This is a genomic window from Paenibacillus algorifonticola, from assembly GCF_050481745.1.
Classification (GTDB): domain Bacteria; phylum Bacillota; class Bacilli; order Paenibacillales; family Paenibacillaceae; genus Pristimantibacillus; species Pristimantibacillus algorifonticola_A.
The window spans coordinates 47,582-66,174 of record NZ_JBCNGR010000020.1; the positions used below are offsets into that span (position 1 = coordinate 47,582).

The 18,593-nt window shown below is 49.6% G+C and carries 14 protein-coding genes; 9 read left to right on the plus strand and 5 right to left on the minus strand.

Annotation, left to right across the window (positions count from 1 at the left end; all coding sequences use genetic code 11):
• Nucleotides 1-295: 295 nt before the first annotated feature.
• The gene (locus tag ABEW34_RS18365; protein ID WP_430160591.1) at nucleotides 296-910 is read right to left on the minus strand and encodes a TetR/AcrR family transcriptional regulator; all 615 of its coding nucleotides are present in this window, start codon (nucleotides 908-910) and stop codon (nucleotides 296-298) included.
• A 243-nt stretch (nucleotides 911-1,153) separates the two neighbouring features.
• On the opposite strand from ABEW34_RS18365, the gene ABEW34_RS18370 reads away from it, so the two are divergent.
• Together ABEW34_RS18370 and ssuD are read left to right on the plus strand one after the other, a co-directional pair.
• Nucleotides 1,154-2,593 (plus strand): 4-hydroxyphenylacetate 3-hydroxylase family protein, encoded by a 1,440-nt coding sequence (locus tag ABEW34_RS18370; protein WP_430160592.1) that lies wholly within the window; start codon nucleotides 1,154-1,156, stop codon nucleotides 2,591-2,593.
• Between the two features lie 48 nt (nucleotides 2,594-2,641).
• A complete protein-coding gene (gene ssuD, locus ABEW34_RS18375; protein ID WP_430160593.1) occupies nucleotides 2,642-3,793 on the plus strand; it encodes an FMNH2-dependent alkanesulfonate monooxygenase in 1,152 nt (383 codons plus the stop codon).
• Nucleotides 3,794-3,916: 123 nt separating this feature from the next.
• Here the strand turns inward: ssuD and speB are convergent, their stop codons facing one another.
• Entirely contained in the window at nucleotides 3,917-4,786 is an 870-nt protein-coding gene (gene speB, locus ABEW34_RS18380) for an agmatinase (RefSeq protein WP_046229589.1), read from the minus strand.
• Between the two features lie 31 nt (nucleotides 4,787-4,817).
• Complete coding sequence (speE, locus tag ABEW34_RS18385; protein WP_099517729.1) at nucleotides 4,818-5,645, minus strand: polyamine aminopropyltransferase; 828 nt, start codon at nucleotides 5,643-5,645, stop codon at nucleotides 4,818-4,820.
• Between the two features lie 184 nt (nucleotides 5,646-5,829).
• Between speE and ABEW34_RS18390 the strand changes: the two genes are divergently transcribed.
• The 7 genes from ABEW34_RS18390 to ABEW34_RS18420 all read left to right on the plus strand — a co-directional run bounded on the left by ABEW34_RS18390 (nucleotide 5,830) and on the right by ABEW34_RS18420 (nucleotide 13,513).
• Entirely contained in the window at nucleotides 5,830-7,965 is a 2,136-nt protein-coding gene (locus ABEW34_RS18390) for a transglycosylase domain-containing protein (protein WP_430160594.1), read from the plus strand.
• Between the two features lie 139 nt (nucleotides 7,966-8,104).
• Nucleotides 8,105-8,380, plus strand: coding sequence for a hypothetical protein (locus tag ABEW34_RS18395; RefSeq protein WP_430160595.1), 276 nt, complete (start codon nucleotides 8,105-8,107; stop codon nucleotides 8,378-8,380).
• A gap of 303 nt (nucleotides 8,381-8,683) precedes the next feature.
• The gene (gene cyoA / locus ABEW34_RS18400) at nucleotides 8,684-9,649 is read left to right on the plus strand and encodes a ubiquinol oxidase subunit II (RefSeq protein ID WP_430160726.1); all 966 of its coding nucleotides are present in this window, start codon (nucleotides 8,684-8,686) and stop codon (nucleotides 9,647-9,649) included.
• A gap of 24 nt (nucleotides 9,650-9,673) precedes the next feature.
• A complete protein-coding gene (locus ABEW34_RS18405; protein ID WP_430160596.1) occupies nucleotides 9,674-11,647 on the plus strand; it encodes a cbb3-type cytochrome c oxidase subunit I in 1,974 nt (657 codons plus the stop codon).
• A complete protein-coding gene (cyoC, locus tag ABEW34_RS18410; protein WP_056035047.1) occupies nucleotides 11,647-12,279 on the plus strand; it encodes a cytochrome o ubiquinol oxidase subunit III in 633 nt (210 codons plus the stop codon). The genes ABEW34_RS18405 and cyoC overlap by 1 nt, the downstream gene beginning before the upstream one ends.
• Before the next feature lies 1 nt (nucleotide 12,280).
• Nucleotides 12,281-12,604 carry a cytochrome o ubiquinol oxidase subunit IV gene (gene cyoD, locus ABEW34_RS18415; RefSeq protein ID WP_056035051.1) on the plus strand — a complete coding sequence of 108 codons (324 nt, stop codon included), beginning with the start codon at nucleotides 12,281-12,283 and terminating at the stop codon, nucleotides 12,602-12,604.
• A 180-nt stretch (nucleotides 12,605-12,784) separates the two neighbouring features.
• Nucleotides 12,785-13,513 (plus strand): peptidylprolyl isomerase, encoded by a 729-nt coding sequence (locus tag ABEW34_RS18420; RefSeq protein WP_430160728.1) that lies wholly within the window; start codon nucleotides 12,785-12,787, stop codon nucleotides 13,511-13,513.
• A 50-nt stretch (nucleotides 13,514-13,563) separates the two neighbouring features.
• Here the strand turns inward: ABEW34_RS18420 and ABEW34_RS18425 are convergent, their stop codons facing one another.
• Together ABEW34_RS18425 and ABEW34_RS18430 are read right to left on the minus strand one after the other, a co-directional pair.
• Nucleotides 13,564-14,550: a LacI family DNA-binding transcriptional regulator gene (locus tag ABEW34_RS18425; RefSeq protein ID WP_430160597.1), complete on the minus strand. Its 987-nt coding sequence runs from the start codon at nucleotides 14,548-14,550 to the stop codon at nucleotides 13,564-13,566.
• Between the two features lie 335 nt (nucleotides 14,551-14,885).
• A complete protein-coding gene (locus tag ABEW34_RS18430) occupies nucleotides 14,886-18,248 on the minus strand; it encodes a GH36-type glycosyl hydrolase domain-containing protein (protein WP_430160730.1) in 3,363 nt (1,120 codons plus the stop codon).
• Nucleotides 18,249-18,593: the final 345 nt, after the last annotated feature.

An 18,593-nucleotide genomic window follows, 5' to 3' on the forward strand; every position in this document is an offset into this window, starting at 1 on the left:
TAGCCTGCGCTATCCCTCCTTGCGGCCCAATTTTTGCGCACGAAAAAGACACCTGAAGCTTTACTTAAATCAGGTGCCTTTAGTGGTCTAATCGGCAGTTTTTGATGATGAAACGTTTTAAAAAAAGAAAGCATTTAATTCCGATATAATTAATCGTATTTGATATTTATAATAGCTAATCACGCTAGCAATGCAACCGCCATTTATAGCGAATTTGTTGGATATCCTACATTTCGCGTATGGAATAGCAAGGATCAAAACAATAATCCACTTTGCAGCCGAATCTGTAGTGAGCTTATTTTTGCAGTCCCATTGCCGAATACGTTCCCGAAAGGGAGAGGCGTGTAAGCTGAAGGGCAATGTAACGCGGGGAATAAATCATCCGCTGGTCAAGCCAGCTTTGAATAATGCCCATAATGGATGCGCTCATATAATCCAGCAGCAAGTCCATTGGAACCATCATCTTCTTCTCCAGGCTCATCGCTGATATTTGGGCATAGCAGCTTTCCCGGATGACATCCGCCATTTTCACCCCGAAAGCTCCGCTCGGCTTATTAGCAAACATCGCGCTATAAAAGCTTTCATTGTCCGCAATATGCTCGAATAAAGCGAGAAAATAAGGATCAGGCGCTTCAAAACCCGGCTGCTCGCGCTCCGGCTTTGCGAGCTCATGCTCCATAAGAATGCGGAGGGCAGAAAACTTTTGTTCCACGATTTTATCCAGTAAATCATACTTATCCAAATAGTGGGCATAGAACGTTGAGCGATTCACATTGGCTTTCTCCGTAATATCCTTAATGATAATGCTTGAAAACTCCTTCTCCATCATGAGCTTCACAAATGCATCGATAATCGTCTGGCGCGTGCGTTGAATACGGCGATCAACAGAATGAGCGTTTGAATGTTCCATCTGATGAACTTCAGTCCTCCTCCGCTTAGTCCGACACATGAATTGAATATGTTGGAAAAATAGGCTATGGGCAAAGCACGGCAACATATGGCCGCTTAATGTTGGTTTAGCAATAAAACCAGGCAGATTGTTTGTTGCTGCCTTCAGGTTACTAGCTATAATAATAAATAAATCAAACTAAATCAATTGGTTTTTGCGAGATTAAAAAAGCAAGGGTTTACCCATGAAAGGAGACCAGCTTCAGTGCGGGGAGGACATTTTCTTCAAAGCTTGAATGATGGAAGAAGCGTATGGCTCGGAGGAGAAAAGCTAAGTGATTTGCCTGCTCATCCAGCCTTCAAAGGCACGCTTGAGACGATCAAAACCTTATTTAATCAACTCGACGACCCGGAAGTGCGAGATAAAATCGGCTTTCAAGTTCCAGGGACCGACCGCTATGCCCACAGCTCCTTCCTTGTGCCCTATACTTCTGAGCAGCTTGCGAAACGCAGCGAGTCGTTTGCCTTCTGGTCACAGGAGACGCACGGCATGATGAGCAGGCTGTCCGACTATGCACGGTCGATGGTAACCGGCTGGTATGCGGCAAGATCCGAGCTGGGGCAGCTTGATCCCCATTTCGAATCCAAAATCTCCGCCTATTATGAGAAAGCGCGGGATCAGGATTTATTTTTGACTACCGCCATTATCGACCCGCAGATTGACCGATCCAGCAGTTTGGAAGATAGCCGCATCTCTGAACGTTTTCTGCATGTGGTGAAAGAGACGAGCGAAGGCATCGTCGTACGGGGTGCCAAAATGATTGCGACAGGCGCGCCCTACACCCATGATTTCCTCATTTTCTCCTTTCTTAAATTCAAATCTGAGGAGCGCAAGCACGCTCATGTGCTGATCGTACCGGCCAACTCGCCAGGGCTGCATATTGTGTGCCGGGAATCCTTCGCGGACGGCAGAGAGCAGAATCATATTTTGAGCTCCCGTTATGACGAGATGGATGCGGTGCTATTTTTCGATGATGTGCTCATTCCTTGGGAAAGGGTGCTGCTGCATGGCGATTCCGGGAAGGTGCTCGCGCTCAGAGCGAACAAGACAGCCAATGCGCTGGCTTTCCATCAAAATGTTGTGCGCTATGTCGCCAAGCTCGAATTTGTAACCGGCATTGCGTTCGCGATTGCGGAGGCGATTGGCGCCAATGGCTTTCTGCATGTGCAGGAAAAGCTAGGGGAGCTGCTGACGCAAATTTCGGTCATGAAGGCGCTTATCATCGCCTCCGAGACACAGGCCCGGCCCGATGCTGCCGGCGTGCTCGTTCCGGAAATTTCCTACATCGATACAGCTCGAAATATTGGAACGAAGTTTTACCCGCGAGCCATTGAAATTGTCCAGCAGGTCGGCGGCGGCGGGTTTGTGCAGGCACCCGCAGGCGTCGAGGACTTTTATGGCCCCATCTCGAAGCTGATGCATCTATATTTTGAGGGTGCCTCCGTCAGCGCCGAGAAGAAGGTCCAGTTGTTCAAGCTGGCTTGGGATTTGGTCGGAAGTCCGCTCGGCTCACGGCATGAGCTGTATGAGCGTTTCTATGCTGGCGATCCCGTCCGGGCTTATGCCAACCAATATCTCGTCTTTGATAAGGGAAGCCTTACAGACCCCGTCTGGCGGCTGCTTAAGGAGAGCAGCAAGCGCTGAATAACAAGCTTGCGATGTAGCAACGATTTTAACAAAGGCCACTACGGCATGGAAATATTCTGGTTCATTCCCACACATGGCGACGGGCGATATTTAGGAACACGCGAGGGAGCGCGCGCCGTCAGCTACTCCTATTGCAAGCAAATTGCCCAAGCGGCAGATGAGCTCGGTTACAGCGGCGTTTTGCTGCCGACGGGCAAATCCTGTGAGGACGCCTGGGTCGTCGCCTCCAGCCTCATCCCGGTTACAGAACGGTTGAAATTTCTGGTGGCGGTCAGGCCCGGGCTCATATCGCCCACCCTTGCCGCCCGCATGTCCGCGACGCTGGACCGCTTCTCCAACGGGCGATTGTTGATTAATGTCGTAGCGGGCGGCGATCCTGTAGAGCTGGCCGGTGACGGCTTATTCCTCAGCCACGATGATCGGTATGCGTTGACGGATGAGTTTCTGGAGGTGTGGCGCAAGGAGCTCGAAGGGGAATCGGTGGATTTTGCAGGCGAGCATATCCGCATCGAAGGAGGCAAGGCGCTGTACCCATCGATTCAAAAGCCCTACCCTCCGCTCTATTTCGGCGGCTCCTCGGAAGCAGCCATGGAGGTCGCAGCCGAGCATGTTGATGTGTATTTAACATGGGGCGAGCCGCCTCAGCAGGTGGAGGAAAAAATCAACCGGATGCGGAAGCTCGCAGCCGCACAGGGCCGAACACTGCGATTCGGCATTCGCCTGCATGTCATTGTCCGCCCTACTGACGAAGAAGCATGGACGGCTGCAAATGAATTGATTCAGCATTTAGATGAAGAGACGATTGCTTCGGCCCAGCAAATTTTCGCCCGAATGGATTCCGAGGGCCAGAAGAGAATGGCGCAGCTGCACGCCGGCGACCGTTCCAAGCTGGAGATCAGTCCTAATCTGTGGGCGGGCATCGGACTTGTTCGCGGCGGTGCAGGTACGGCCCTGGTAGGAAGCCCGGACAGCGTAGCTGCACGCATGAAAGAATACGCGGAGCTGGGCATTGAAACGTTTATTTTGTCAGGCTATCCGCATCTGGAGGAAGCTTATCGAACAGCCGAGCTGCTCTTTCCGAAGCTGCCCTTAAACCACAGGGATGCCGGAAGCCACCCTTCCTTCATCAGCCCATTTGGCGAAATGATTGCCAACAATGAAATACCGGGCGGGGAGAAGCTGACGGCGAAGCGGTGAAATCGCGAAAATCCTTCGTTTCTGAAGTAGAAAACTGAGCCCGAATGAAAAAGAAGCTTGCCCCTGGCAATCTATGCCAGAGCAAGCTTCTTTCTGATTTCAAGTGCTGCTTATATTCAAGTGCTACTTAATAAAACCAAGCAGCATTTCGCGAATGACCTTCGCCGCAACGATTTGCGTTTGCTCCGTTGGGTCATAAGCTGGCGCTACCTCTACAAGGTCGCAGCCCACAACATTCACACCGGAAGCTGCGATCGCGTGAACCGCTTCGATCAGCTCTTTCGATGTAATGCCGCCTGCTTCCGCTGTACCTGTGCCCGGCGCTGCCGAAGGATCAAGCACATCGATGTCGATCGTCAAGTAAACCGGACGTCCCGCCAGCTCCGGAAGCACTTTTTTCAAAGGCTCCAGCACCTCGAACGGGTGGAAATTAATGTTCTCGCGGGCATATTGGAACTCCTCGCGCGAGCCCGAACGAATACCGAATTGGTAAATGTTTTTGCCGCCAAGCAGTCCTGCTGCTTTGCGCAGCGGCGTGGAGTGCGACAAAGGCTCGCCTTCATAGCTTTCACGCAGATCCGCATGCGCATCAAAATGAATGATCGCAAGATCCGGATATTTCGCATACACCTCTTGGAAAATCGGCCAAGATACGAGATGCTCGCCGCCCATTCCGACTGGCATTTTGCCATCGTTCAGTACGCCGCGCACAAATTCGCCGATGATTTCGAGGCTGCGTGCCGCGTTGCCGAATGGCAGCAGCAGGTCGCCTGCATCGAAGTATTCAATCTCTTCGAGGCTGCGGTCAAGATACGGGCTGTATTCTTCCAGGCCAATCGATACCTCGCGAATGCGCGGAGGGCCGAAGCGCGAGCCTGGACGGAAGCTGACGGTGAAATCCATCGGCATGCCGTAGATGACTGCTTTGGAAGCCGCATAATCCTCAGAGCTCAGGATGAAGACGTTGCCGGAATATTTTTGATCGAGTTTCATGAGGGCTTGTCCTCGCTTTCTGTACGTTAGCTTATTTAATCAGGTCTTCCACAAATTTAGGCAGCACGAATGCCGCTTTGTGAAGGCGCGGAGTGTAATATTTCGTTTCGATCTCGGCGATTGACGCTTCGTCAACCTCAAGCGGATCGTATTTTTTGCTGCCCAGCGTAAATGTCCACAGGCCGCTTGGATACGTAGGAATGTTCGCACCGTATACGCGCACGATTGGGAACACTTCTTTTACATCTTTATTGACGCTTTGGATCAGGTCTGCCTTAAACCATGGGTTGTCCGTCTGAGCAACGAAAATGCCATCTTCCTTCAGCGCCTCGTAAATACCTTGATAGAAGCCTCGTGTGAACAGGTTAGCTGCAGGGCCAACTGGCTCTGTGGAGTCAACCATAATGACATCATACGTGTTTTTGTGATCATGGATATGCATGAAGCCGTCATTCACGATAACTTCTACGCGCGGGTTGTCCAGCTCGCCAGCAATGGTCGGCAAATATTTTTTCGAATATTCGATAACTTTGCCGTCGATGTCAACGAGGACTGCTTTCTTCACCTTAGGGTGTTTCATGATTTCACGAATAACGCCGCCGTCGCCGCCACCCACAACGAGCACATGCTCAGGGTTCGGGTGCGTGAACAGGATCGGGTGAGCAACCATCTCGTGGTAAACGAACTCATCCTTCACTGTCGTCATAACCATGCCATCCAATACGAGCATCGTACCGAATTCTTCCGTCTCAATCATATCGAGCTTTTGAAAGTCCGTTTGTTCCGTAACATAAGTTTCTTTAATCTTCGCCGTAATGCCGAAGCTGTCAGTTTGTTTCTCCGTGTACCACAATTCCATAGCGTGATATCCCTTCTTTCCGTCAATGGTTCAATCTGTATTATAGTAGAACGAGGTCAAAAAGCAACCTTTTACACCATATCCGCCCAAAAAATTAACACTCCGCTAACATAGGATGAATATAGCCTCCCTGCTTTTTCCATACTAAAGAGGAATGATCGTTCATCCGAAGGGAGCACGCTCCATGAACAAGCACAAAATCAAGCCCGTCAAGCCGTCCTTAAGACGCAAGCTTTCTGCGTTTTCTGAACGATTTTCCCCTAGACTCCACCAGCGCCCTACAGCCTTTTATCGATTTAAAAAATGGGCGGGGCGGCTCGCCGCGCTGTTTCTGCTGCTGACCGCCTGCCTTGTCGGCGCTCTGCTGTATTTAAGCATGCAGTCGCTGCCTGCGGCATCCATTAGCCAAACTTCCCAAATGCTCGACCTGCATGGCCAGGTTATCGATACATTCCATACGGGCGAAAATCGCCGTTCTGTACCGCTTGATCAAATATCCCCCAATCTGGTGAAGGCAACCATTGCAATAGAAGACAGGCGCTTCTATGACCACCCTGGCTTCGATATCAAAGGGCTGGGACGCGCCATCGTGGCGAATACCGTTTCGTTATCTGCCAAGCAAGGGGCCAGCACGCTGACGCAGCAGCTCGCCCGCAATTTGTATTTGACGCATGAGAAAACGTGGCAGCGCAAATTCAAAGAAGCGATCTACACGATGCAGCTGGAGATGCATTATTCCAAGGACGAAATTTTGGGCCTCTATTTGAATCAAATCTATTACGGGCATGGCGCTTATGGCATTGAGGCGGCAGCCTCGCTCTATTTTAATAAGAAAGCATCGGAATTGACGCTTGCCGAAAGCGCCATGCTGGCCGGCATTCCGAAGGGTCCCAAATACTATTCCCCATACATGGATATGAAAAACGCCAAGGACAGGCAGCTTACCATTTTGTCCATTATGGCGGAGGATGGTGTCATTTCGAAGACGGAAGCGGATAAGGCTTATGAAGAGGTGCTGCAATTCCAGCCGCTCGGGGCCGGCAACCAGACCGGATTCGCGCCGTATTTTCGCGATTATGTGAAATATTTAGCCGTAGACAAGCTTGGCATCAATGAGCAGCTGCTGAACGAAGGCGGCATTACGATTTACACAACCCTTGATCCTGTGGCGCAAAATGCTGCCGAAGCCGCCGTCGACAAGGAACTTTCGGACAGCGACGGTCAGCAAGCAGCGCTCATCTCGCTCGATCCGCGTAATGGCTACATTAAAGCCATGGTTGGCGGACGGGATTACAAGAACAATCAATTTAACCGCGTATTTGCGGATACACGCCAGCCCGGCTCTTCTTTCAAGCCGATTGTTTATTTAACCGCGCTCCAAAGCGGACTGTTGACGCCCATTTCACGCTTCAAAAGCGAGCCGACCTCCTTCCTCTATGATGAGGGACGCAAAGTGTATAAGCCGAGCAATTACAATGACAAGTACACCAATGACTTTATTACGATGCGGCAGGCGATTGCCAGCTCCGATAACATTTACGCTGTAGATACGATTATGGCGGTCGGGGCGGACAAGGTCATTGAGACGGCGCGCAGGCTGGGCATTACCAGCCCGATGAGCCCGCTGCCTTCGCTCGCGCTAGGCACCTTCCCGGTCAGCCCCTACCAGATGGCTTCGGCTTTCGCCGTGCTGGCTAACGGCGGCAAACGGGTAGAGCCGATCGCTATTACAAGAATAGAGGATCGCAGCGGACACATCTTATATGAAGCGAAGCAACAAGCCGAGCAGGTTGTCGATCCCGCAAATGCGTTCGTATTGACCAGCCTGATGGAGAGTGTCTTCGATACCGGAGGTACAGGAAATCGCGTAGCTGCCATGATTAAACGGCCAATCGCGGGCAAAACGGGCACGACCGCTAATGATGCTTGGCTCGTTGGCTATACGCCGGAGCTGGCTACAGCAGTGTGGACGGGCTTTGACAAAGGCCGCAAGCTGACCGTTGCCGAGGCGCACCGCGCAGCGCCGATTTTCGCCGCCTATACCGAGCAGGCGCTGTCGACGGTTCCGCCGAAAATTTTTCCGATACCGGAGGATGTCGTCAGCGTCTACGTCGATCCAGCCAGCGGCAAGCTGGCTGAGGCCACCTGCTCGGCGAAGCAGCTTGAATATTTCGTCAAAGGCACCGAACCTGTCGAAGTATGCGGCGAAGCATCGGGAGAGCCCGGGGACAACTCCGTTCAGGGAACAGGAGAGCGCAAAGCTGCCGACGAGCGAAAATCATGGTGGAATGATTTGAAGCGCTGGTGGCAGCACGACTAATACAAAAACCTAAAAGTAAAGGCACTTCCCCTAATTTTGTCGGAAATTTGATCAAATCGTGAATTTTCTTTGAACGTTTCGCATAAAGTGTGTTATAATGAGTGCAAGAAAGCACTTACAAGTAAACGGGGTGTTTATAATGACAACGAAAACAGCAACAATCAGCGACGTTAAATCTGCAACTGCAGCTAGTGTGAAACGTTTAGTAACTTCAATGACCATCATCGCTTGGACTGTTCTCTCTGTAGGCGTAGTCCTTTGCTTAATAAATCTCAGCCACTTCAGCGATAAGAACGTATGGCTTATGGTCGGGCTCGGATTTATGGTAGGCAGCGTATTTATTTACACCATTGGCACTGCCATTGGCCTTGTGCATGCAAGACGGGCCCAGCAGGCTGATGAAGAACAGAAGTAACCAGCTGGAGCAGCACAACCATTGAGAACGTACAATTTAAAGCCTCACCGTCGATTTGACAGTGGGGCTTTTTATTTTTTTCAACCTACTTTAATGCAGCCAAAATTATGACTTTTTGAGATCCAGTGAATGACAATTGTCGAACTGGTGAACTTTCTATTACGAAAAAAAGACGAATTGTTGACGTAATTGTTAAGTCAGCAGTTATTCTCCGTAACTTCTGCTAATGTTAAGGCTAAGAGTATATCCAAGGAGCTGAACCATTTGAGACGTTATATTCGTGTATTGACACCCCTGCTCATCATGCTGATGGCCGTTCTTCTCTCTGGCTGCGGCGAGCAGTATCTGGTGCTCGATCCAAAAGGGCCAATTGGCGAAAGCCAGAAGGATTTGATTTATTTTTCAACAATCCTCTGTCTAGTTATTGTCGTTCCCGTTCTAATCTTGACCGGCTACATCGTATGGCGCTACCGTGACAAAAAAGGCAACGACGCTCCTTACCAGCCGAACTGGAATCACAGCACGAAGCTGGAGATTATTTGGTGGAGCATTCCAATTGTAGTTATCGCTATTCTAGCAATCGTAACGGTGAAGTATTCATATGACTTGGAGCCATCCAAACCGATTGCTTCTGCGAAAGCACCGATAACGATTGAAGTGACCTCGCTGGATTGGAAATGGCTGTTCACGTACCCGGAAGAGGGCATCTCTACAGTCAACTACCTTCAAATTCCAGAGGGCACTCCGATTCAGTTCAGACTGACTTCGGATACGGCGATGAATTCGTTCTGGATTCCGCAGCTGGGCGGCCAAATTTATACGATGTCCGGCATGGCCATGACGCTTTATCTGCAAGCAGATGAGATTGGCAATTATTATGGCTCGGGCGCCAACTTCACGGGGGAGCATTTTGCCCAAATGACCTTTAATGTGAAGGCAACTTCCGAGAATGATTATAAAGCGTGGGTTCAAGAGGTGAAGACAACCGCTCCGGCACTGACGCAAGAAGGCTTCGAGAAGCTTACTGAGCCAAGCGTTGAGACGGTCCAATCGTTCTCCTCCTTCCCTGAAGGACTGTTCCAGAAAGTCGTGATGCAATATATTGGCGAAGGCGGCTCTGCCCATCATCATGGCGGCTCCACAGCTACAGAAGAAAACTCAAGCATGGATCACGACGAAATGGATATGAGTGATATGGACATGGAAGATATGGACGGTATGGATATGAATCATGACCAAGAATCTTCAACGAATCAGCATTCACACTAAACACAAGACGAAAGGAGACGCCGCATGTTTCAGAATCTAATCGATTTCTTGCTCAATGATTTTTTCATCACTGGCGACCCGCTCATTCTTGGAGCACAGGTATCCATCGGCTTGGCCATGGTTGCCGTCGTATTCGCCTTGTCGTATTTCAAAAAATGGCGCTGGCTATGGACGGAATGGCTGACCACCGTCGATCATAAACGGATCGGCATTATGTATATTATCGCGTCGATTCTCATGCTTTTCCGTGGTGGCGTCGATGCCCTGCTGATGCGGGTGCAGCTCGCTATACCGCAGGTAGAGTTCCTTCACGCCGATCACTATAATGCGATCTTTACAACGCACGGCGTTATTATGATTTTATTTATGGCGATGCCGCTTATGTTCGGCTTATTCAATATCGTTGTGCCGCTGCAAATCGGCGCACGCGACGTCGCCTACCCGTTCCTGAACTCGCTTAGCTTTTGGATGTTTTTCTTTGGCGCCATGCTGTTTAACGTTTCCTTCGTTATCGGCGGTTCGCCGGATGCAGGCTGGCTGGCCTATCCGCCTCTCTCCGAGCTGTCAGGAAGCCCAGGCCTCGGACAGGATTTCTATATTTGGGGCATTCAGATTTCCGGTATCGGCTCCTTGGCCACCGGTATTAACTTTGTTGTAACGATTTTGAAAATGCGTGCACCAGGCATGAAGCTGATGAAAATGCCGATGTTTGTCTGGTCCGTCCTTTCATCGTGTATTACGATTATGTTCGCTTTCCCAATCTTGACCGTTACCCTGTTCCTGCTGTTTATTGACCGTTACTTCGGCGCTCACTTCTTTACGCTCGATGGCGGCGGTAACCCGATGATGTACATCAACCTTATCTGGATGTGGGGACATCCCGAAGTGTATATCGTTATATTGCCAGCATTCGGTATTTTCTCCGAAATCGTTTCAGCTTTCTCGAAGAAAAAGCTGTTTGGCTACAAATCCATGGTATTCGCCCTCATGTCGATCAGCTTCTTCTCGTTCTTTACATGGGCGCATCACTTCTTCACCATGGGCTCCGGCGCGAACGTTAATGCGTTCTTCGCCGTAACGACGATGCTTATTGCAATTCCTACAGGCGTTAAAGTATTTAACTGGCTGTTTACGATGTTCCGAGGCAAGCTGACGTTCCCAACGCCGATGCTTTGGACGATCGCGTTTATTCCTTGCTTTGTCGTCGGCGGTATGACCGGGGTTATGCTCTCCGTCGCACCTGCTGACTTCCAGTTCCACAACAGTTATTTCCTGATTGCCCACTTCCACCAAGTGCTGATCGGGGGCGTCGTATTCGGATACTTCGCCGGACTTTACTACTGGTGGCCGAAGATGTTTGGATTCAAGCTGCATGAAGGCCTTGGAAAATGGGCATTCTGGCTGTGGAACATCGGTTTCTACGTATGTTTCATGCCGCAGTACGCGCTTGGCTTGATGGGGATGACCCGTCGTTTCAACGAATACAACTTTGATATGGGCTGGCAGCCGCTTAACGTCGTCTCCACTGTCGGCGCGTTTATTATGGGTCTGGCGTTCCTGTTCCAAGTATGGCAAATCGCGCACAGCATCAAGTTTTACAAAAAAGAACCAACTGGCGATTCATGGGATGGCCGTACGCTGGAATGGTCGATTCCATCTCCTGCACCGCTTTATAACTTTGCAAGAGTTCCGGTTGTAGAAACCGAGGATGCTTGGTGGGAAGAGAAGCAGCGTCTGGCAAATGGCGGAAAGCCTAAGCAACTTGCTCCACTTGAACCGATTCATATGCCGAAAAACTCTGCCATTCCATTTTTGATATCCGTTTCCTTCTTCGTTATGGGCTTCGGGTTCGTCTGGGATTGGAAATGGATGATTATACCTGGCGCAATCGGCGTTGCCATTTGCATGCTGGCGCGTTCCTTCAGCTACGATACCGACTACTACATTCCTGTAGATGAGATCGAGCGGACGGAAGCCGCATTAGGAGGGACAAAATAATGGCACAAGCAGTAACCGGTCATGATAAGCACGGCCATGGCGGCCACGGTCATCATGACGAGCACCATGAGCATGAACATGAATCACTCAAAACATTCGGCTTCTGGATGTTTCTGATTACCGACGTTATTTTGTTCGGTACGTTATTTGCAACATTTGTCGTACTTCGACTCAGCACGGATGGCGGCCCTACGGCCGACGAAATGTTCAAGATGCCTGGCGTTATCGCTGAGACGTTCATCTTGCTTACAAGCAGCTTTACAAGCGGTATCGCTGTGCTTCAAATGCACAGAGGCAATAAGAAAGGCCTTATTGGCTGGCTCGCCGTTACCGCAGTTCTCGGTCTTGCCTTCATCTATTTGGAGGTCAGCGAGTTTATTGAGCTGGTACACGAAGGTGTAACAATTGGCACTAGCGCTTACTGGTCTGCTTTCTTCACACTTGTCGGTACGCACGGTCTTCACGTATCGGTCGGTATCGTATGGATGACTGCGCTGATGATTCAATTGTATCGTCGCGGCATTACGCCAGTAACACAGCGCAAGGTTAATATTATTAGCTTGTACTGGCACTTTTTGGACGTCGTTTGGATTTTCGTTCTCACGGTCGTCTATCTGATGGGGGTGATGTAGCATGGATAACCATAACTCGCATTCCCCGTCTCATGAATCACATGGTTCCATGAGGTCCTATGTCATCGGGTTTGTATTGTCGATTATTTTGACGATTATCCCGATTGTCATCGTCATGAACGATATGCTGAGCAAGAAGCTGACGATAATCGTCATTCTGATTATGGCTGCCTTGCAATTCGTCGTTCAATTGTTCTTCTTCATGCATCTAAGAGACGAGGAAAAGCCGCGTTACAACACGATGGCACTTATATTCGGGCTCGTCATCCTGCTTACCATCGTTGCAGGTTCCATCTGGATTATGTCCTACAACGTTGTAGGTTAGCTTACGCATAACAACAAGAACCCCTCGATGGCGCTCCCTGAGTGCCGGCGGGGGTTCTTGTTGTTTCGCTTTATTTTCCAATTGGGCTATAGTACACTTGGAATAGCTTTTAGCCTGATTAGACAGCTTATACGCTGTGTCTCTACATTCATTTTAGGAGGAACCCTTTACATGTTGAAAATGAAAAACACCAAAAAAGCTTTTTCGCTGCTTCTGCTTCTGGCAGCCATGATGCTTGTTATATCCGCTTGCGGCGCAGGCAGCGGTACAGGCAGCAATTCCAGCTCAGGAGCCGCTGGATCGGCAGCTAACGTGTCCAGCGAGTCTTCGGCACCTGCTGCATCGGCTGAGCCTTCGCCCAGCCCATCAGCCAATCTGCTTGACTCGGACAAGCATCCGGTCGTAACGATTCAGATGAGCAATGACACTTACATTAAAGTTGAGCTGTATCCGGAAATTGCACCGAATACAGTTGACAATTTTATATCGCTCGTCCAAAAGGGCTATTATGACGGGTTGATTTTTCACCGTGTCATTCAAGGATTTATGATTCAAGGCGGCGATCCGGATGGAACAGGCGCAGGCGGCCCTGGCTACTCCATTCCAGGGGAATTCACATCAAACGGCTTTCAAAATGATTTGAAGCACACGCGCGGCGTAATTTCCATGGCGAGAACGGGTGAACCGAATTCCGCCGGCTCCCAGTTTTTCATTATGGTAGCGGATGCGCCAACGCTTGATAACGAATATGCTTCCTTCGGCGCAGTTATTGAAGGCATGGACGCGGTTGATCAAATCGTCAACCAGCCTACCAACAGCCAGGATCGTCCGAATGAGCCGCTTTCGATGACGAAAGTGACTGTGGACTTGAAAGGCATGACGTTTGAGGAGCCGGAAAAAACAAAATAGTTATGACTGGCGCATTGAATATGGCATCTGCATTACAACAAATAAAGAGTCTAGCGCTGGGCGCTAGACTCTTTATTTGTGCCCACAGAGTCGCCTTCAACCAGCGTCACATAAATTCGCTCGTTCTCGACCGGCTCTCCGGCTATGATTTTCAGCAGCTGCTCAGATGCAAGCGCTCCCCATTTATGTTTGGAATAATCAATCGTAGCCAGCTTTGGCTGCATATACGAGGCCAGCTCCACATTGTCAAAGCCGATAATATGAATATGCTCGCCCACGACATAGTCTGTCTGCGATACATAGTTGTGCACGCCAATCGCCATTTCATCGTTCATGCAAAAAACAGCAGCAGGCTCCGTGTATTCAGCCAATATTTTTTTAGCTGCTTCCTCGCCGGATTCCTTGCGGAAACTGCCTTCAATGGCTTCAAACGTCAAGTCATCGCAGCGCTCCACCGCCTGCTTGACCGCTTGCAGCCGCTGACCTGCATCATAAGACTCTTCCGGCCCCATAATCGCATAGATTTTGCGAAAGCCCCGATCCAGCAAATGCTCCATCGCAAGTGTAGCTCCTGCCTTGTTATCAAGCAGCACCTGATTAATATTCGGGTGGTTCAGCTCGCGGTCGAGTACGACTACTTTATGCCCCAGCTCCGCATACCGCAGCAGCTCTGTGCTATCGAACGTGGCATCGAGCACAATTGCGCCGTCAATCATCCGCTCTGGAAGCATGCGATGCGAACGCTTGCCGCTGCATACAATCGTATCATAGCCTTTGCGGTGCAGCATTTCATTCACCCCTTGCAGCAAATCCCCATAAAAGGCTCCACTGAAGTCGGTCAAATATACGCCAATAATTTTAGTCTCGCGTGTCTTAAGCGTACGGGCAGCCGCGTTCGGCACGTAGTTCAACTCTTTGGCTATAGCTAAAATTTTGGCGCATGTCTCCGACGTCACCTTCGGGCTGCCATTCAGCGCGTAGGAAACCGTCGATATCGAGACACCAGCTTTCTTAGCGATATCTTTAATACTGACCACTGCACTCTCTCCAATCTGTTTGCTTCAAGCGTAAACGGCTTTTCCATTCAAATGGAAAAGGCTCGTTTCGCGTAGAAATGTAAGCCTGATAATAAGAGTTCTCCCTTATTATTCTTAGATTTCAAGCGTAAACGGCTTTAGCTACCTTTAGCATTAAAGCTCGTTTCGCGTAAAAATAGAAACAGAAATTATATAAAAGCCTATTAAAGGCATTTAAACTTATAAACACTTATATTTTAAAATATTCCTGATTAATTAACTATATCATAACAGATTAAAGTTGCCTCGACTTATGTGCATACGGCGATCCGAAACGAATCGCCGTACACTAGTCCTTACATGAAAATGTCGATAATCGTTGTTTCGCATGTTTGATGCTGCTTCAGCAGCTGCGGAGAAATTTCCAATCCGCCCGCACGATAACGATTGGAGCCAAATGCAGCCTCCATTTCATTACCATTTATTTTCACGCTTTTCACAGTCGCATCGCTATCGCCATTCAAATGGTAAACGAAGGTAATCGGAGCGCCCTGATATTCGAAATCGAATTGCAGGCCATCCAACGACTGTGGCAGCACTGGATCCACGATCAGCTTATTCTCCACTTGGCGGATACCAAGCACATTTGCTATAAGCTGGTTCATATAAATCCCCGGTCCGCTGGAATAAATTCTCCATCCGCCTTTAACCGGAGCAGAGCCATCACGAAGCTGTGCAAAACGATCCTGCGCCTCATAACGCGTATTAAACTTGCCATCCGAGCTGCTGAAATAAGAATTGCTTTGGCGAAGCTCCGCATTCTGCACAGCATCCTTCAAACCAATCGGGTTGATGATTGTAAGTCCATTCCATGCTTCATCTACCTTGCCGAGCTTAGCCATTGCTTCTACATAGCGGATGTGAGCATGTACATATTGCAGCCCTACCTCGCGGCCAAAGTTCGCCGCCTGCTCAGCGCGCTTGAAATGCGTGCTTACACCACCGGTATATTTCGCCGGACGGTTCATCAGCCGAACGCCATCCGGGCAGTAAAGCTCGCGCTTGATAAGCGCATAATGCGACTCGGCCTGCTCAGCTGTAAGCAGCTCAGCAATCATGCTGCGGGTCATCGGAAGCAGGCGGTATTGTATGCCTGTTACCGCATCCGTTGGATGCAGCATCAGTTCCGCTTTATCTGGCTGCTCCATGTACAAGAAGCCAGGAATAACATCGGTTTGCAGCATATAACGATTGAAATCCGCTTCAATGCCCGCACTCAGTGCTCCGAGCTCTGCCGCCCACTCTTTATTGTGCGTTTGCATTGCTGCAGACAAATGCGTAAACACCTGGTACGTCAGCGCCACTGTCCAGCTGCTCACCATATACTGCTTGAGCTGGGCGTTGGCAGGCTGCAGCGTGTCATCCCAATCGCCATCGCCGTAGGAGGACAAATGGGTGTCATGCAGGAAATGTCCCTTAATATAGGCGATTTCCTTCTGTGCATGTTCAAGCAGCGATGCCGTATGCGACGTGAATGCAAAACCTTCTTTCGTCGTATAAGGGACCTGCTCCTCCAGAACGGAATAATCCTGTGTCGCAGTCAAATAGTCGCTCAGCACCTTGAGCGGCCATACGATAATATCGCCATGGCTTTCTTCCTGCTGCACGTTCACGTAGTTGTCGAACATAAACCATTGCGGCCAATTGCCGTCTTCCTCATATTGATGGGAAAATACCGTCAGCAATATTTCGCGAACTGCGCCGTAATTTTGCATCGCCATAAAATATTCGGTCGGCCCTTGGCAAACATCCCGTGTTCCCCATGCAGCGCCGCCATATTGCTCTAGCCCGTGCGGTACCGAATAATGCACGAGCATATTGTGCGTGTACCACCATGCCAGCGTATTAAACTTGTCCACTTCAGCGGTATTTCCGCCTTTTTGCGTCAGCTCAAATCCATTCATCACCCGCTTGTAAAAAGCTCGGTAAGCCTGTGCCTGCTCTTCTGCATCCTCTGCGCTAACGGTTGTCGCTGGAAGCTCTTCGCCTTGCAGCAAGCCCTGCACCGTAGCCGTCCATTCGCTGCTTGCGCCTAGCTCCAGAACGACTAGCGATGCGCCGCCAGACTCCATTCCCGTTACGAGCTTTTGCTCATCCGCAACAGTCATCTCCGCTCCATCCACACGAAGACGGTAGCGAAGCTTCGGATATACATTTGCGCTCAGCGCCGCCGAATCGGCCGTAAATTCAAGCCAATCCTGATTTTTGTCCATTTGATACGGCAAAATATATTCATTATCATTCATCAACACTTGGTTCGTGACCAGATAACGGTACTTTCTTCCGCTTGTCGAGCGAACATGCATCCGAACCTCCGGTGTGTCTACGGTTGTATAGTTCGTAATGATGATGAGATCATCGGACGTTTTGTAATACCATTTTGCAAAGTTAAAGCCCATCTCAAACATCGAAGGCATCGTAAGCAGACGATATACGCCATCCAGCTCTACATAAATGCGCTGTCCCGACGTTTTTGGCACATTTAGCGCATTGCGGGCATTCGTCACCCATTTGTGGAAGGTCGTGTTGCCTACAACCAGCTGCGAGTTGAACAGGCCGTACATATACGAGGTCGTCGTCAGCACATGCGTGTGCAAGCGGTCATTGCCGCCCGTCATTAGAATATGGCCGTGCGGACGCTCAACGAGCAGCTCTTTTTCCTTTAATACAACATGCTCATGGGTCGCAGTGAAAAAAGAAAGCAGAGACTGTCCCGCATACTCCTCCTGCGAGCGTTCAGGGAATAAACCGTCAACCTCTTCCGCCGTCATCGATACGGTTTGTAAAGGGGAGCCAATAGCCGCCGCTTTGCGTACCGGATTGGCATCTTGCAATTGTAAAGCAGGCACAGCACATACTTGCTCCCACGCTTGCTGCACTTCCGCCGTGAAGGCTAGCGACGTTACAGCCTCTGGATGATTGGCTTTAAACAAGCCATAAAAAACAAAATTCTGCTCGCCGTCCAGCTTAACAAGCGGCGTTTGCAAAGCTGTATATGCAAATTCATATTGGTAAACTTCATTGGCCAACGATGGCTTCATTAATGCTTCAGCCATATCCGTTTCCTTATAGCTTAGGCCATAGAACTGGAAGCCATCTGTCGAATAGCCAGCCGCCCCTGTCCATGCCCCTTGCTGCAAATAAGGGAAGCTTCCACGCTGCGGCATATTTTGGCGGGAACAAACGACATAACCGCGCTGCCCATCCTCAAATACGGAATGGTCAATATATTGCGATTGATAAGCTTCATTGCTGCGAACGGCAGCCTGGTCAGCAAGCCCGATGTCTTGACCATAGATTATATCGACCATCTCGCCATTGCCGACTACCAACACATCCCAAAACCATACGCCTGCTTCCGACAGCAGGAAACGAACCTGGTAACGAACGCCCTCCGCTTCTCCTGCCCATACGACTTGATTCGCACTATAGGAAACGCGGCTATTCGAGCGCACACCCAGCAGAGGAAAAGCTGCAATGCCCGATTCACGATGCAAACGCAAATATATATTATTTAGTGAACCGTCTACCGCATTGGATAGAAGCTGATTTATCATCGTGTTGTTGTGGGTAATTTGATAAAGATCGCCGCTACTGAGAAAGGTGAACGATAATGGTCCGGCCTCTACTCGAAAGCTGCTTGTGCTTGCTGCTGTCATGTTCATCACTCACTTTCCTGACTTTTTTAAAATATAAGAATTTATAAGTTTCGCCCTTATAATCAGCTTATATTTCACCGCGAAACGGTAGCATTGCCGCCAGAGGACGGCTCCAGTCGTTTACGCTTGAAATATAAGAATTTATAAGTTTTCATGTATAAATGGGGCTTATATTTCTCCGACAAAGCTCTTCGCTCGTCCTAGAAGGACAATGAAATCGTTTTTGCTTGCTAATTTGTATACATAGGCTTTCATCAATAAACGCATAATAAACAGCTGATACCAGCGAAGTTGATGCAGATTGACGGCATTTGCCGAAATCAATCGAAACGTTTCTATTTTACA